The sequence below is a fragment of the Methylomonas rapida genome (assembly GCF_024360925.2).
GTDB lineage: Bacteria > Pseudomonadota > Gammaproteobacteria > Methylococcales > Methylomonadaceae > Methylomonas > Methylomonas rapida.
The window spans coordinates 3,619,687-3,634,586 of the sequence record NZ_CP113517.1; the positions used below are offsets into that span (position 1 = coordinate 3,619,687).

Genomic DNA, 14,900 nt, shown 5'->3' on the forward strand with positions numbered 1-14,900 from the left:
CATGAAAATCGTTTTTGCAGGTACGCCGGAATTTGCGGTACCCACGTTGCAAGCCTTGCTGGACTCGCCATTCGAAGTCTGCGCCGTCTATACCCAGCCCGACCGTCCTGCCGGCCGTGGCCGCAAACTCGCGGCCAGCCCCGTCAAGCAATTGGCTCAGACGCATGAGATTCCGGTTTATCAGCCGGAGAACTTCAAACAAACCGAATCCCTGACGGACTTGGCGACGCTGAACCCCGATTTACTGGTGGTCGTGGCCTATGGCCTGATCTTGCCGCAAAGCGTGCTGGATATCCCCCGCCTCGGCTGCATCAACGTGCACGGCTCATTACTGCCCCGCTGGCGCGGTGCGGCGCCAATCCACCGCGCCCTGATGGCCGGCGACGAAAAAACCGGCATCACCATCATGAAAGTGGTGAAAAAACTCGATGCCGGCGACATGCTATTGAAAATGGAATGTCCGATCGAGGCCAGCGACACGTCGAGCAGTCTGCACGACCGCCTGGCGCAAATGGGCGCCGAAGGCTTGCTCAAAGTCGTCGAACAATACCAGCATGGCAACGTCCACGCCGAGCCACAAGACGAATCCCAAGTGACTTACGCACACAAGCTGGAAAAACACGAATCCGAATTGGACTGGAGCCAATCCGCCGCAGAACTGGACCGCAAGATTCGCGGCCTGAACGCCTGGCCCGTCGCGCAAACCCGATTCAAGGGCGATGTGTTGAGGGTCTGGAACAGCGCGCTGGTCAGCCGCTCGATTTCAGGCGAGGCCGGCACGATCGATTGCGCGGAACACGCATTGGACGTGATCACCGGCAATGGCGTGATTCGCTTATTGGAAGTGCAGCTTCCCGGCGGCAAACGCATAGCCGGCAAGGACTTTTTGAATGCCCATCCGGCCGCCGGCGTGAAGTTGGGCTTATGAATCTACGCGGTTGCGCCGCCAAAATCCTGGCCCACGTCATCAGCGACGGTCAATCGCTGACGGCAGCACTCGATAACCATCTCGGCAAAATTCATAATCCGCAGGACAGAGCTTTCGTGCAGGCGGCCTGCTATGGCGTGATTCGGCATTATTTCACGCTGGACCATGAACTGAATCAGCTGCTCGGCAAACCGCTGAAGCAAAAGGATGGCGACATCAAAGCTTTGCTATTGATAGGCCTTTACCAATTGCAGTATATGCGGGTCAAACCGCACGCCGCCGTTTCCGAAACCGTAGCCGCCACCAAACACAAGCCTTGGGCCAAATCGCTGGTCAACGCCATCCTCAGAAACTATCTGCGCGCCGCCGAAACCCTGCAAACAGCTTGCCAATCCAGCCCCGAGGCCCGCTTGAATCATCCGGACTGGCTGATTCGCCAGGTCGAGCAATGCTGGCCAGACCAGGCTAACGCCATCCTGAACGCCAACGATCAAGCGCCGCCGATGGCCTTGCGCGTCAATCGGCTGCAAGGTAGCCGGGACGATTATCTGGCTACGCTCAATCAGCATGGCATAGGCGCACAAACCGTCAATTTTTGCGACTCCGCGCTGATCCTCGATCAACCCTTGAGCGTCGAACAACTGCCCGGCTTTCGCGAAGGCCGGGTTTCGGTACAGGATGTGGCCGCGCAACTGGCGGCCGAATTACTCGATGTACAACCTGGGCAAAGTGTTCTGGACCTGTGCGCCGCTCCCGGCGGAAAAACGGCCGCCATACTGGAACGCCAACCCGAGTTAAAATCCCTGCTGGCCATCGATGTAGACGACAAACGCCTGCAACGCGTGACGGACAATTTGCAGCGCTTGCGCTTGAAGGCCGAAATCCTGGCCGCCGACGCCAGTCAAGACTGGGCCGGCGACCGTCGCTTCGACCGCATTCTGCTCGACGCCCCCTGCTCCGGGTTTGGCGTCATACGCCGCCATCCCGACATTAAATTGCTGCGCCGCGACAGCGACATCGCCACGCTACAAACCCTGCAAGCCAAAATCCTCGACGCCGCCTGGCGTTTGCTGGCGCCGGGCGGGATATTGCTGTACGCCACCTGCTCGATACTGAAGCAGGAAAACGAGCAACAGATCGGCCAGTTCCTGAAAAATCATGCCGATGCCATGGAGCTGCCCATCGCCGCCGCATGGGGCCAGGCCCGCCCTCACGGCCGGCAAATTCTGACGGGCAGCTGGCAGATGGATGGATTCTACTATGCCAAGATCGGCAAGCGCCTTTAGCACTGGACTTTTCGTCTGTCTGGCGTTTTTGCCGCTGTTGGCCCATGCGGACACGCCTTCCATCCGCATCCGCCAGGCCAGCCTGATCGAAGCCGGGGAAAATTTGGCGGTTCAGGCAGACATCCATTACCAGCTCAGCAATACCGCCAAGGATGCCCTGCACAAGGGCCTGCCGCTGACCTGGCGCGTGTTGATCGAAATTCGCGAAACCGGAAGCCTCCGGGATCGCACCGTTCACAGGCAAGAACTCCCCTACCGTTTGCGCTTTCACGCCTTGCTGAATCAATACGAGGTTTCGACGCTGGTGGAACGTAGCGAAATGTTTTTAACCCTCAATGCAGCCTTGAGCTACATGTCCGGCCTGCACGATGCCCAGCCGATTGCCCCCGCCTTGCTTCAAGCCGGCCGGCATTACCTCCTGGCCATCAAGTCCCGCTTCGACCGCGAATCATTGCCGGTGCCGCTGCGCCCTTTCGCCTACCTGGACTCTCAATGGTTTCTTTCCAGTGATTGGTATCTATGGCCCATTCCAAGATAAAACTGCCGGCTAGCGCCTCCATTCTGATTTTGTTCGGCTTCATCCTGCTGTCGCTGCAATTGATGAGCAGCTCGACGCAGGAATCGTCAGAACTCAGCGAGATGCATTCCTGGTTGCTGGTCATCAACACCCTGGGCTCCATCACGCTGCTGGTGCTGGTAGTGGTCAACGCCTGGTCGCTGGTGCGCGAGCTGAAAAAAAAGGAAGCCGGCTCGCGCCTGACCACGCGCATGATCTCGTTGTTCGTGCTGCTGGCCCTGGCGCCGGCCGCGATCGTGTTTTATTTTTCCGTGCAATTCCTGCATCAAGGCATAGACAGCTGGTTCAACGTCGAAATCGACCGGGCGATGGACGACGCGCTGGAGCTCAGTCAATCGGCGCTAGCGCAACGCATGACCTGGCACATCAAGCAAACCCAGCAAATCGCCGAGCAGTTGAAAGACAAATCCGACACCTTCATTGCGCTGGAGATCGGCTCGTTATGGGCCGAATCCGGCGCGATGGAAATCGCGGCCTTCTCCAGCCAGGGCCGCATCCTGGCCTCCAGCAGCGCCAATCCCAGCGAAATTCTGCCGCATCTGCCCGACGAGCAAATCTGGCTGCAACTGAAGCAAAACAAGGAATATTTCGCCTTCGACCCCGGCGAAAACGACGAAATGATGGTGCGCATCATTCTGCCGATAGACCGCGATCAAAGCCGCTTTCTGCAAGTGCTCTACCCCATTCCGATACGCGTGACCGACCTGGCCGATTCGATCGAGTTCGCCTTCATCCGCTATCAGGAAATGACCTTCCTGCGCAATTCCCTGAAAACCAGCTTTTCGCTGATCCTGTTACTTGTGCTATTGCTGAGTTTGCTGGCGGCCATCTGGGTGGCCTTCATCAGCATTCGCAACATCGTCGCGCCGGTCAAGGAACTGGTCAAGGGCACCCAAGCCGTGGCCGACGGCGACTACAAGCGCCAACTGCCGGTCATGAGCCAGGACGACCTGGGTTTTCTGGTGGAGTCCTTCAACCAGATGACCAAGCGCATAGCCCGCTCCAGCGAAGAAACCCGCGCCGCCGGCCTGGAAGTGGAAAATCAGCGCGCCTATCTGGAAACCATCCTGGCCAACCTGACCGCCGGCGTCATCAGTTTCGACGCCTCGTTCCACATCCGTACCGCCAATCAGGCGGCCTACCGGATTTTGCACATCCCGGTCAGCCATTTCGTCAACCAAACCCTGCCGCAACTCGCCAGTCAGCATAGCGAACTGGCCGACGTGTTAAGCGCAATCCAGCATCTGCTGGAAAATGCCGACGACATCTGGGAGCAGCGCATCGTATTTCTCGGCCCCAACGGCCGCCAGGAACTCTTGTGCCGCGGCACCCCGCTGTTTCAACAAAACGGCAGCCGCATGGGCGCGGTGGTGGTGTTCGACGACGTCACCGACCTGATACAGGCGCAGAAAAACGCGGCCTGGGGCGAAGTGGCGCGCAGACTGGCGCACGAAATCAAAAATCCGTTGACGCCGATTCAACTGTCCGCAGAACGCCTGCAACACAAGCTATCCAAGGAACTGGAAGACGGCCCGGCGGAATTCCTGCAACGCGGCACCCGCACCATCGTGCAACAAGTGGAAGCCATGAAACGCATGGTCGACGATTTTGCCGAGTATGCCCGCCCCTCCAAGAAGCAGGTGGAAAAAATCAACCTGATCGATTTGATTCAGGAAGTCGTGGCCCTGTACCAGCCGGCCGGCATCGTGTTCAGTTCTTCCTTCGCCACCCGCCGCGTGATCGCCGAAGTCGATCCGGTCAGCATTCGCCAGGTCTTGCACAATCTGATCAAAAACGCGCAAGAAGCCACGCCCGGCCAATGTCATATCGATATCAGAATCAGTAAAGTCGTGCGCAACAACACCGAATACGCGGAATTCGGCATTTACGACAACGGCAGCGGCCTGAATGCCGATCAAATCGAAATCATTTTTGAACCCTATGTCACCAGCAAGGCCAAAGGCACGGGCCTGGGCCTCGCGATCGTCAAAAAGATCATCGAAGAACATGGCGGCGTGATTTGGGTGGATACGTCTTATAATGCCGGTGCTGGCTTTATCATCCAGCTGCCGGTCTTTGAATTTGGAAACAATGCATGAACAAACAAGCGCCTTACATACTGGTCGTCGACGACGAACAAGACATTCGCCAGTTGGTTTCGGAAATTCTCGAGGATGAAGGTTACGAAGTGGCCATGGCGGAAAATGCCGCCGAAGCCCGTAAACTGAAAAGCCAGCGGCAACCGCATCTGATTCTATTGGACATCTGGATGCCCGATTGCGACGGCATCACCTTGTTGCGGGAATGGGTCGCCGAAGACGAAGCTCTGTGCCCGGTGATCATGATGTCCGGCCATGGCTCGGTGGAATCGGCCGTGGAAGCCACCCGCCTGGGCGCCTACGACTTCCTGGAAAAACCCTTGTCGCTGGCCAAACTGCTGTTGATCGTCGAACGCGCCCTGGAAACCAGCTCGCTGCAACGCGAAAACGCCGGCCTGAAGCAGCAGCTGATGATAGGGGTCGATCCGGTCGGCAAGAGCGCGGTTATCGAGCGCACCAAGGACAAGGTCAAGCGCCTGGCCCAGCACGATACCCGCGTGCTGTTCGTCGGCGAAGCCGGCGTCGGCAAGGAAATGTTCGCCCGTTATCTGCACAACAACAGTCCGCGCCGGGATGGCCCGTTTGTCGACGTTTCGGTCGGCAGCATCTCGCCGGAAAATGCAGCGGTGGAATTTTTCGGCCGCGAAGATAATGGCCGCATCTATCGCGGCCTGCTGGAACAAGCGCACCGCGGCACCTTGTTTCTAGGCGAAATCGGCGGCATGGACCCGGAAACCCAGGCCCGCCTGCTCAGCGCCCTGGAATCCAGCTCGTTTCTGCGCGTCGGTGGCAGCCAGAGCGTGCGGGTCGACGTGCGCGTGGTCGCCTCCACCCGCATGGCCCTGGATGAAGAAGTCAATTGCGGCCGGTTCCGCCAGGATTTGTATTACTTATTGAACGAAGTCACGCTGGAGGTGCAGCCGCTACGCGACCATAGCGAGGATGTGCCCGGCCTGCTGAATTTCTACATTGACCATTTCGTCGTCCACGAAAAACTGCCGTTCCGGCGCTTTTCGATGGCCGCGCAAAACTATTTGCGCAACTACAGCTGGCCCGGCAACGTGCGCGAATTGCGCAATTTGGTGCAGCGCCTGATGATACTGGGCGCCGGCGACGACATCGAACTGGACGAAGTCAAAACCGCGCTGGGTTCGATTGCCGAACAACCCAAACTGGGCTCTAACGTACCGGAATTTTTCAACCTGCCGTTGAAAGAAGCCCGCGACCATTTCGAAAAATCCTATCTGGAATACCATTTCGAAAAAAACGGCGGCAGCGTCGCCAAGCTGGCGGCAGCCATCGGCATGGAGCGCACGCACTTGTACCGCAAACTGCATTCCCTGAAAATTAAACTGTAAAACAACTTGAAGTCATTGCCTGCTTTGAGTAAAATCCGCTGTCTTTATACATGGCCTCAACAGAATTGAAGAAGCAAAGATGAAAACATTTAGTGCAAAGCCCGCAGAAGTGAAGCGCGATTGGTACGTGATTGATGCAGAAGGAAAGACGCTAGGTCGCCTTGCTACTGAAATTGCACGTCGTCTTCGCGGCAAACACAAACCAGAATTTACTCCACACGTTGACACCGGCGATTACATCATCGTCGTCAACGCGGAAAAAGTCGCCGTCACCGGCAACAAGGAAAAAGACAAAATGTACTACCGCCATACCGGTTATGTAGGCAACATGAAGTCAGCCTCCTTGGGCAAGTTGAGACAAACCTTTCCGGATCGCATCATCAGCACCGCCGTACAAGGCATGCTGCCTAAAAACCCATTAGGCCGTGCGATGTTCAAAAAACTGAAAATTTACGCAGGTCCTGAGCACAACCATCAGTCTCAGCAACCTAAAGTATTAGAATTCTAAGCAGGTAGATAGTTTATGGCAGCTCAATACTACGGAACCGGTCGTCGTAAAAGCTCAGTGGCGCGTGTTTACGCCACCGTCGGCTCGGGAAAATTCACCATCAACAGCCTGCCTGTTGAACAATATTTCGGCCGCAAAACCGACGAAATGATCGCCAGACAACCTCTGGAACTGCTGGAAAAAAGCGGCGAATTCGATGTCAACATCATCGTCAGCGGCGGCGGCCCTTCTGGCCAAGCCGGCGCCATCCGTCACGGCCTGGCTCGCGCCCTGATCGAATTCGACGAAGCCACCCGCTCACCACTCAGAAAAGCAGGCTATGTAACCCGTGACGCCCGCGTCGTCGAACGTAAAAAAGTCGGCTTGCACAAAGCCAGAAAACGTCCTCAATACTCAAAACGTTAAGCGTTTTACGCCGGGACAAGAAAAAGCCGCTTTTCAGCGGCTTTTTTGTTTTTAACAACTTACACTCAAACCACACCTTCACAATAATCAAACACGCCTTGTATCAATCCGTATATTCCCATAATATACAAACATGATTGACTTATCTGCGATAATTGGTTTCGACTGGGACGAAGGCAACAACCGTAAAAACAGCAAACACGGTGTATCATTGGCAGAATCCGAGCAGGTGTTCTTTAATGCTCCACTGCTATTACTGACAGATGCCAAACACAGCCAACAAGAACCAAGGTTTCATGCATTGGGCAAAACTCACCAAGATCGTTTGTTACACATCACCTTTACCTTGCGCCATATGGACACACATATTCGCGTGATCTCAGCCAGAGATATGCACAAAAAAGAGCGTATTATTTATGAGCAAGCATCTTAAAAAAATACCAACATTTACTACCGAAGCGGAAGAGCAACAGTTCTGGGAAACACATGATTCAACGGATTACGTGGACTGGAATAAAGCGCAAACAGTGGTTCTAACCAATCTTAAACCAACGACCAAAACCATTTCCCTGCGCCTGCCACAACATTTACTCGACTCCATCAAAGCAGCAGCTAATGCTCGAGATGTTCCCTATCAATCCTTAATCAAGATATGGCTGCAGGAAAAAGCACAAGGACACTCATGACTACAAATTAATACCAGTAATCATGTACAACTGTTTTGAAAATATCCTGCGGGAGTGTCGCTCCCACAATGTTTGGCTTTAAAACAATTATATTATTTTACTTGGCGCAGCCGTTCATACCTCAATTCCGCTCTCTTCGACTCCACTCTTCCTTACTGGTCGCATGGCCTCGATCTGCAGTTTGGCAAGTTCATGCCCCAAGGCCGCCGCTTTCGCCAGCCACATCAGCGCCAGATGCTCGTCTTTCGCCACGCCTTCGCCGCGTAAATAACACTCGGCCAGCCACTGCATCGCGTCCGGCAGATTCTGCTTGGCCGCCTGTTCCAACCAATACAAGCCACTTTTGCCTTTGCCCTCGGCCAAAAACAGCAAGGCCAAATCGGTTTGCGCCTCGGCGTCGCCGGCATCGGCCCGCCTGAGTATTTCCACGTCTTCCTCGGCCAGCGGAATGCAGACATCCGCCAGGATGGAATCCAGGCAAATCAGCGTCTTGTTATAAGAACCGCTATCGGCCGCGCATTTCAACGAGCCATCGGCGATACGCCGGCGCACGGTGCGCTCGCTCCATTCGGTCAGGGTCATGACGGCTTGCAGGCTGATATTCAGCACAGCCTTCGATTTAAACAAATCATTTAATCCACGAAACACACTAAAACCAAGGTTTTGTAAAAAGAGAAACGAAACAGCCCGCCAACACGCAGCAACAACCCCAGTAATTATTCAGCCTGCCTCAAAAGAAGTCGGTAATCTCGCCTCCCTCTTTGCAAAAAAAAGGGGGGAGGCTGAATACTTAGGATTTTGTCAGAAGTTACTTCCGCTTATGGTTACCATGTTCCGCGTGGAAACTTGAACCGCAGAGCGGTTCAGGCTGCATTCCCACGCGGAGCATGGGAACGATGAGCCCGGAGTGCGGGAAATTATCTTCAACCAAATCCTTGCCAAACCCAGATCAACATCGATTATTTTTAATTGGCAGAGTTTTTTTACTGGCGGCCAACAGAAATGGCAGAGTATTTATACCGGCAAACGGCGCATCTGCCTAGCCCGAACAATGAACATGGTCGACCGCTTGGCATCGCGCGCAAGACTCTGGATTTACAGAAAGGCTTTAACTCTTTTTTTACAAGCACTTAATACGAAAGCAAGGCCTGAAATCTTTGCAACTCCACATCCTGGCACAGGAACTGCTTTAATCACAGCGAATCATTTCCAACCCATGAGGATCAACCCATGAACACACTACCCATGAAAAAAGTACAACAAGGCTTTACCTTGATCGAATTGATGATCGTCGTGGCGATCATTGGTATCTTGGCAGCTATCGCGATTCCGGCTTATCAAGATTACGTTGTGAGAGCCAAAGTCACCGAAGGTTTGAGCTTGGCTTCATCCGCCAAAGTAACCGTATCGGAAAACGCCATGAACGGTTTATCTGATTTAACCAAAGGTTGGACGCCTCCACAAGCAACTGACAAGGTTACTTCAGTTACTGTCAACTCGACTAATGGGCAAATCACGATTACTTATACGCCTTCCGCAGGAAACGGCACCCTGTTTTTAACTCCCTGGGAAGGAGCTGTCGGAACTGTCTTAGCTGCCGGAACAGTTCCAACCAAGCCAATCGTTTGGACATGTTCCAACTCAACTGCTACTCTCCCAAACAAATTTAGACCGGCCAACTGCCGCTTCTAATAACGTCTCATACGACTTGAAAAACGCCCTTCGGGGCGTTTTTTTTGGCTCGCTCCCTAGATATTTCAAACCGAGACAAGAATGATAAGAATCAGCCGTAACAGCACGGCATTGCTTTTATACTTTTTGGCTTCGCTTCTTTGCATTGGCGTGTACTGGCCTGGGTTGGACGGCCCGTTACTGCTGGATGATGTCAGCACCTTCGGCTTCTTGTTCAATGACGAATTTTCATTGGCCAAAATGAAAACCGAGCTATTCAGCCCCAGCGGCCCATTCGGCAGGCCCGTGGCCATGGCCAGCTTTTTCGTCAATGCCTGGCTATCCCAGTATTTGTTTTACTGGAAGCTGACCAATCTGGCGATACATTTGCTGACGGGCTTTGTCATTTATGTTTTTTTACGAAAGCTGGTCGCCCGCGTAACGCCTCAGCAAACATATTTAGCCGTTGCTGTAAGCGCGATTTGGCTGCTGCATCCGCTGCAGGTCAGCACCGTGCTTTATACCGTGCAGCGCATGACGCAGCTGGCAACTTTATTTAGTGTCGCAGGCTTGTATTGCTACTGGCTGGCTCGAGAAAATCCGATACGCAGCAAAGCCTTCGTTTGCTGCCAAGCGCTTAGTTGGCTGCTGTTTTTTCCACTGGCTATTTTCAGCAAGGAAACGGCGCTACTCTTCCCGGTATTCATCATCGTTTTGGAGTTGTTCATACTGCAAAAAGACAATCTCACGGACAAGGCCTTTAACCTGATCGTAACCGGATTAATCGCAATCGGCCTGGCAATCTTTTGCTGGCAATTCGATTCCATTGCAGGAGGCTATGCGATACGCGAATTCACGCTCGGCGAACGCACACTCACTCAGGCCCGTGTCGTGACAACCTATCTGGGCATGTTACTGATACCAGCCCAGGGACGCATGAGCTTTTTACATGACGATGTCGAGCTATCGACAAGCCTGTTACAACCCTGGACCACTGCTCCAGCCGCAGGCTTGTTGGCTTTATTGCTTGTTTCGGCATTGTTCGCCCGCAAAAAACTGCCCTTGTACAGCTTTGGCCTAGTGCTCTTCTTTGCCGGTCATTTACTGGAATCGAGTGTTTTTGCGCTGGAATTGATGTACGAACACCGCAATTACCTGCCCTCGATCGGTTTTTTTCTGGCCCTGGTGTCCTTGATCGACCATTTGCTCACCAATAAACGCGTTTTGACATGGGTTGGAGGCTGTTATTTAGCCTTGTTGGTTTTCAGCACTTGGCTGTTGGCCGATACTTGGGGATCGGACATTCGCTTGTATCATCAAATCGAAACCCATCACCCCAAATCCGAGCGCATAACCCATGTATTGGCCAGCCAGCTGATCAATGCCGGCGCCTATGATTTGGCACGCAAAAAATATCAGCCTTTTGCTACTTTGGGGGTAAAAATCCAACACCTTTATATCGATTGCAAAGAATTTAAATCCTTGAAAGACGAGAGTTTTGCTATCGACATCAGTCCTTTCCGCGTCGCCGATAACCTGGCCATCATGGGGTTGGTCGATCTAGCCAATCTGGGGCTAGACGATAAATGCAGTTTTTCTGCGCAAGCCTATGTCAATCTACTTGACGAGGTATTGAAAAAAACCCGGCAAATGCAATCCAACCGGCAAATGCTGTTCATGTACAAGGCGCACTATCAATGGCGGCTGAAACAGAAAGAAGCCGCATTCGCTACGCTTAAACAAGGCTTTGCGGTCAGGCCGGAAAACCCGACGCCCTTGTTCCTGGCCTGCGAATGGGCGCTGGATGAAAACATGAAAGCAACCGCGGACGAACTTTGCCCCAAAGCGCTGACGGTCGCCGCGGATAATGCGCCAAATTTTGACGATCTGGCGACAGCTGTGAAAAAACGGTTCCAGCCAAGTAGGCGGTGAACCGTATGAACCTGCATCAATCGCGAACGATACTGTACATGGGTTCCCACGGAGGACCGCTCATCGTTATACACATCTCTGTGCGACAACCTGCTGAGCTTCCAATGCAATGACAAAATCGCGCAAACGCTGCAGTCCGATCCACATGGCTTTGGCACCCGGCGGCCCGTCATGCTTGCGTCCGAGATAACCGCCCAAGCTCGCCACCAAGAGAATCACTTCGCCCAAGCGAGGTGGCGTAAGCGGCGGCGGGCAAAGCTTAACCACAATGTAAGCAGCCCGCCACTCCTGTGGATCGAAGATAATTTCACAATCCATGTCCGGCGTAGTCCGTCCCAACATCAGCGTGAACAATACCCGCCAGGCAATAACCATGTACAACGCTAAACAAGGTAGCAGTCGGTCCTCGGTTTCCAGATGCAGTCGCTTAATCTGGCATCCGCTCTTGAGCACATGGAAGTACACTTCAATGCACCACCGCACGGCGTACCACATGACGATCGTTGCCGCCTGTTCGAAACAATCGATCGGCAAGCTAGTCAACAATAGCCATTCCAAACGTTCCACGCCAGACGGTGGTGCATCTTCGCGTGCCAGCACCGCATTGATGGTGAGTTCCGGTAGCCGATACCCTATCCGCTTAGGCGGTTTGAGGGTCACTGTAATGGCGCGTAACGTGATATGCGCCAGTCGCGCCGTGCGGTTCGGTCGCGGTTTGACGTTCACCTCAGAGTAACCCAATACAGGAGCTTGCTCCACGGCGGCCCACAGGCATTTCGTACCGTTCTCCGGCGAAGCCAACACTCGGTTTTGCGCCGCACGTACGATCCATTGAGCCCGTACCGCAGGTGCGTAGTCATGGTATTCGGCAAACCACTCGTAAATATCGCCCTCCCTGTCGGCAAGATTGATCAGCAGGGTGTCCGGCATTTGCGCCTGTAAAGCGCAACTGTCCTGGTAACTTTCCAGCCAATGGCGACTCTCTTTTTCGTCTACGCCTTTGTGAAGTCGTTCACTCCTTTGGCTTGGGATCTCTCGAGGCCAATACGATGCTTTCACGACACCCAAACAAATACGCGATGGCGTAAAGGCAACTGTCGGATGCAGGCGGCGCAAGTGTTTCTCCACGTCTTTCACTGTGCCAAGTCCCTTCGGCCCCAAGCAAATATTCTTATCGTCCTCGGTGGTGTCCTGTGCCAGCAGCACGATTGGGCTGCTCTTCATGCGCTCGATCGTGGCATCTCGATGCGGCGCCAGTATCTTCTCGAATGTCGTCTTAGCGTTATTGAAGAAGCGATAGGCTCCCATCGTCTCCTTCCAGCCTCCGCAGGCCGCCGGAATACTGAGTTGTGGATGCTCGCCCAATTGCTCCAATAGCAAGGCCAATCTCTTGTTTAGACGTTGATCTTCCAAATTGGCAGTTTGCACTTCTTCTTCGGCCCAGTTGCTCATCGCCTTTCTCCTGTTTCTGTGTCTCCTTGTAGTTTAGTCTTTGAGGGACTTGTGTATAACGATGAGCGGAGGACCGTGGGAACCAGAAAACCAGAAAAAACGTTTCGTTCCTCACCGCATCGGGTTTTGGAAGCGGAAAAAGCTGAAGCTTTTTCACTCCAGCCGGAGTGCAATAGCTGAAGCTATTGCACAATCGCTGGATAACCCGCGAGCAGACGCCTGACTTCAGGCTGCGCCAACGCCTGCTCCAGCCGCTGCCAGCCGGCTTCGTCGGCCGGCAAGCCGAAGCGCACGCTGCACGGGTCTGCAAAAAAGCGGGTCAAAATACCCTGCCGCGCCAAGCTTTGATGTAATTCCTGCGCCGACTCATGCTTGATCCATTGAAACAACTCGCAGCCACCGGTTGGCGGCCAGCCGCTTGCCGCGAGCAAGCGTTGCAGGCGTTGGCCTTGCTGTTTTAAGGAGGCGGCGGCCGTTTGCTGCCAGGCGGTGTCGGCCAGCGCCCGCGCCGCGACATAGCGACCGGGATGACTGATGGGCCAAGGCCCCAGCTTTTCTTGCAACTCGCTCAACAAACCTTGTTCCGCGATGACGAAACCGCAGCGAATGCCGGCCAAGCCAAAGAATTTTCCCACCGAGCGCAACACGATCAAGCCGGGGCGCACCGGCAACGGACTTAGGCTGTATTCAGTGGGCATCGCATCGATAAAGGCCTCATCGACGATCAACCAGCCGCCCCGCTGCCTGAGCCTTTCATGCCAGTCCAGCAATTGCTGACGCGGCCATAGGCGGCCGGTGGGGTTATTGGGATTGATCAGGATCAATACATCCAGGTCGTCCAGGCGCGCATCGATATCGTTTTCAGTGATTACAACCATACGATGCCCTGCCCGCCGCCAGCCTTCCGCATGTTCGGCATAGGCCGGGTGCAACACGCCTACGCGGGATATTGGTCTGAGCCACGGCAGGGTTTGTATCGCCGCCTGCGAGCCGGCCACCGCCAAAAGGGACGAATTTTGATAATAGCGCCGCGCGGCTGGCAACAACTCGTCATCGTCCTCCGGCAAACGCTGCCAGACCTCCGCCGGCACGGGCGGAACCGGCCAGCCGTTGGGATTGATGCCGGTGGATAAGTCCAGCCACTCGGCCAAGGGGATGCCGTATTCGCTTGCCGCGCGCTGCAAGCGGCCTCCGTGTTCCAGCACTGTTATCTCCTATGCAGTTATCTGTTTGTAACTAATCAGTGATGCCTGTAGGAGAGACGCCAGTCGCGATTCAAAAGCCTTCAGATCGCGACTATGCGTCGCTCATACCAGGGCGCTCCTACAGCATGGCCTATATCGGCTTTGCGGCCTTGTATTCGTTGATGTCAGGATTGTCGACCCGGTCGTAGATGTCTTCCACCGGCAAGGTCAGGCCGATGGATTCGAAACTCACTTCATCGCCCAAAAAGAAATATTCAGACAGCCAGTTATTGCTGCGGCGTAGCACTTGCACCGAAACGATGTCCGGCTCGATCAGCACATATTCCTGCAAGGAAGGCAGGTTGATGTAGCGAATCAATTTGGTCGTGGTGTCGGTTTTGCGTGTAGAGCGGGACAATACCTCGACGATGATGACCGGCGCGTTCGAAAAAACATCGTCGCCGCGCATCTTGCTGCAATCGACCAGCACGTCGGGGTAGACGTAATCCTTGCCCAGTTTGACTTTGATGTCGGCCATGAAGGTGGCGCATGGCGTGCCTTCGAGATGGTTGCCGAATTTCCGCAATATATTCGCGGCGATGCAGCTATGGTTGTAGCCGGCCCCGGCCATCGCATAAACCCGGCCGTCGATATATTCGCGTTTCAGCTCGGCAGCGGGTTCCGTGGCCAGATACTCTTCTTCGCTCAAATAGTCGTTTTCGTATGGTTTATCCAGCGCCATGGCGAGCTCCATCGGTTTTTTGTGCTTGACCGCTATTGTTGGTCACTCGGCGTGCAAAAACAAGCGCCATGG

16 protein-coding genes are annotated in these 14,900 nt (G+C 54.3%); 12 read left to right on the forward strand and 4 right to left on the reverse strand.

All coding sequences use genetic code 11. The features are described 5' to 3' along the window. Position 1 precedes the first annotated feature (1 nt). From fmt to NM686_RS17075, 9 genes are all read left to right on the forward strand, one after another. A complete protein-coding gene (fmt, locus tag NM686_RS17035) occupies positions 2-928 on the forward strand; it encodes a methionyl-tRNA formyltransferase (RefSeq protein WP_255189050.1) in 927 nt (308 codons plus the stop codon). Continuing rightward, positions 925-2,214 (forward strand): 16S rRNA (cytosine(967)-C(5))-methyltransferase RsmB, encoded by a 1,290-nt coding sequence (gene rsmB, locus NM686_RS17040; RefSeq protein ID WP_255189051.1) that lies wholly within the window; start codon positions 925-927, stop codon positions 2,212-2,214. The genes fmt and rsmB overlap by 4 nt, the downstream gene beginning before the upstream one ends. Then, a complete protein-coding gene (locus NM686_RS17045) occupies positions 2,189-2,752 on the forward strand; it encodes a DUF4390 domain-containing protein (protein ID WP_255189052.1) in 564 nt (187 codons plus the stop codon). The genes rsmB and NM686_RS17045 overlap by 26 nt, the downstream gene beginning before the upstream one ends. Beyond that, positions 2,734-4,890 (forward strand): sensor histidine kinase, encoded by a 2,157-nt coding sequence (locus NM686_RS17050; protein WP_255189053.1) that lies wholly within the window; start codon positions 2,734-2,736, stop codon positions 4,888-4,890. The genes NM686_RS17045 and NM686_RS17050 overlap by 19 nt, the downstream gene beginning before the upstream one ends. Continuing rightward, positions 4,887-6,248 (forward strand): sigma-54-dependent transcriptional regulator, encoded by a 1,362-nt coding sequence (locus NM686_RS17055; protein ID WP_255189054.1) that lies wholly within the window; start codon positions 4,887-4,889, stop codon positions 6,246-6,248. The genes NM686_RS17050 and NM686_RS17055 overlap by 4 nt, the downstream gene beginning before the upstream one ends. A 79-nt stretch (positions 6,249-6,327) precedes the next feature. Next, positions 6,328-6,756: a 50S ribosomal protein L13 gene (gene rplM, locus NM686_RS17060; protein WP_255189055.1), complete on the forward strand. Its 429-nt coding sequence runs from the start codon at positions 6,328-6,330 to the stop codon at positions 6,754-6,756. A 15-nt stretch (positions 6,757-6,771) separates the two neighbouring features. Further along, positions 6,772-7,161 carry a 30S ribosomal protein S9 gene (gene rpsI / locus NM686_RS17065; RefSeq protein ID WP_255189056.1) on the forward strand — a complete coding sequence of 130 codons (390 nt, stop codon included), beginning with the start codon at positions 6,772-6,774 and terminating at the stop codon, positions 7,159-7,161. 133 nt (positions 7,162-7,294) lie between these two features. Further along, on the forward strand, positions 7,295-7,594 hold the full coding sequence (locus NM686_RS17070; protein ID WP_255189057.1) for a BrnT family toxin: 300 nt from the start codon (positions 7,295-7,297) through the stop codon (positions 7,592-7,594). Further along, positions 7,578-7,847 carry a BrnA antitoxin family protein gene (locus NM686_RS17075; RefSeq protein ID WP_255189058.1) on the forward strand — a complete coding sequence of 90 codons (270 nt, stop codon included), beginning with the start codon at positions 7,578-7,580 and terminating at the stop codon, positions 7,845-7,847. The genes NM686_RS17070 and NM686_RS17075 overlap by 17 nt, the downstream gene beginning before the upstream one ends. 114 nt (positions 7,848-7,961) lie before the next feature. Here the strand turns inward: NM686_RS17075 and NM686_RS17080 are convergent, their stop codons facing one another. Beyond that, positions 7,962-8,474 carry a tetratricopeptide repeat protein gene (locus tag NM686_RS17080; protein ID WP_255189059.1) on the reverse strand — a complete coding sequence of 171 codons (513 nt, stop codon included), beginning with the start codon at positions 8,472-8,474 and terminating at the stop codon, positions 7,962-7,964. 280 nt (positions 8,475-8,754) lie between these two features. Between NM686_RS17080 and NM686_RS17085 the strand changes: the two genes are divergently transcribed. The 3 genes from NM686_RS17085 (at position 8,755) to NM686_RS17100 (ending at position 11,450) form a co-directional block, all read left to right on the forward strand. Beyond that, positions 8,755-9,081 (forward strand): hypothetical protein, encoded by a 327-nt coding sequence (locus NM686_RS17085; protein ID WP_255189060.1) that lies wholly within the window; start codon positions 8,755-8,757, stop codon positions 9,079-9,081. Positions 9,082-9,092: 11 nt separating this feature from the next. After that, entirely contained in the window at positions 9,093-9,539 is a 447-nt protein-coding gene (locus NM686_RS17095; protein WP_407942389.1) for a pilin, read from the forward strand. A gap of 81 nt (positions 9,540-9,620) precedes the next feature. Continuing rightward, positions 9,621-11,450: a hypothetical protein gene (locus tag NM686_RS17100; RefSeq protein WP_255189061.1), complete on the forward strand. Its 1,830-nt coding sequence runs from the start codon at positions 9,621-9,623 to the stop codon at positions 11,448-11,450. Between the two features lie 66 nt (positions 11,451-11,516). Here the strand turns inward: NM686_RS17100 and NM686_RS17105 are convergent, their stop codons facing one another. The 3 genes from NM686_RS17105 to NM686_RS17115 all read right to left on the reverse strand — a co-directional run bounded on the left by NM686_RS17105 (position 11,517) and on the right by NM686_RS17115 (position 14,828). After that, positions 11,517-12,902 (reverse strand): IS4 family transposase, encoded by a 1,386-nt coding sequence (locus NM686_RS17105; protein ID WP_255187523.1) that lies wholly within the window; start codon positions 12,900-12,902, stop codon positions 11,517-11,519. A 182-nt stretch (positions 12,903-13,084) separates the two neighbouring features. Continuing rightward, positions 13,085-14,107 carry a threonine-phosphate decarboxylase CobD gene (gene cobD / locus NM686_RS17110; protein WP_255189062.1) on the reverse strand — a complete coding sequence of 341 codons (1,023 nt, stop codon included), beginning with the start codon at positions 14,105-14,107 and terminating at the stop codon, positions 13,085-13,087. Between the two features lie 130 nt (positions 14,108-14,237). After that, positions 14,238-14,828 (reverse strand): Uma2 family endonuclease, encoded by a 591-nt coding sequence (locus NM686_RS17115; RefSeq protein ID WP_255189063.1) that lies wholly within the window; start codon positions 14,826-14,828, stop codon positions 14,238-14,240. Between the last annotated feature and the right edge of the window lie 72 nt (positions 14,829-14,900).

What these genes read in the sequence shown, in the direction of transcription:
- fmt (WP_255189050.1), top strand. Translation starts at nt 2, where the DNA reads ATGAAAATCGTTTTTGCAGGTACGCCGGAATTTGCGGTACCCACGTTG.
- rsmB (WP_255189051.1), top strand. Translation starts at nt 925, where the DNA reads ATGAATCTACGCGGTTGCGCCGCCAAAATCCTGGCCCACGTCATCAGC.
- NM686_RS17045 (WP_255189052.1), top strand. Translation starts at nt 2,189, where the DNA reads ATGCCAAGATCGGCAAGCGCCTTTAGCACTGGACTTTTCGTCTGTCTG.
- NM686_RS17050 (WP_255189053.1), top strand. Translation starts at nt 2,734, where the DNA reads ATGGCCCATTCCAAGATAAAACTGCCGGCTAGCGCCTCCATTCTGATT.
- NM686_RS17055 (WP_255189054.1), top strand. Translation starts at nt 4,887, where the DNA reads ATGAACAAACAAGCGCCTTACATACTGGTCGTCGACGACGAACAAGAC.
- rplM (WP_255189055.1), top strand. Translation starts at nt 6,328, where the DNA reads ATGAAAACATTTAGTGCAAAGCCCGCAGAAGTGAAGCGCGATTGGTAC.
- rpsI (WP_255189056.1), top strand. Translation starts at nt 6,772, where the DNA reads ATGGCAGCTCAATACTACGGAACCGGTCGTCGTAAAAGCTCAGTGGCG.
- NM686_RS17070 (WP_255189057.1), top strand. Translation starts at nt 7,295, where the DNA reads ATGATTGACTTATCTGCGATAATTGGTTTCGACTGGGACGAAGGCAAC.
- NM686_RS17075 (WP_255189058.1), top strand. Translation starts at nt 7,578, where the DNA reads ATGAGCAAGCATCTTAAAAAAATACCAACATTTACTACCGAAGCGGAA.
- NM686_RS17095 (WP_407942389.1), top strand. Translation starts at nt 9,093, where the DNA reads ATGAAAAAAGTACAACAAGGCTTTACCTTGATCGAATTGATGATCGTC.
- NM686_RS17100 (WP_255189061.1), top strand. Translation starts at nt 9,621, where the DNA reads ATGATAAGAATCAGCCGTAACAGCACGGCATTGCTTTTATACTTTTTG.
- NM686_RS17105 (WP_255187523.1), bottom strand. Translation starts at nt 12,902, where the DNA reads ATGAGCAACTGGGCCGAAGAAGAAGTGCAAACTGCCAATTTGGAAGAT.
- NM686_RS17115 (WP_255189063.1), bottom strand. Translation starts at nt 14,828, where the DNA reads ATGGCGCTGGATAAACCATACGAAAACGACTATTTGAGCGAAGAAGAG.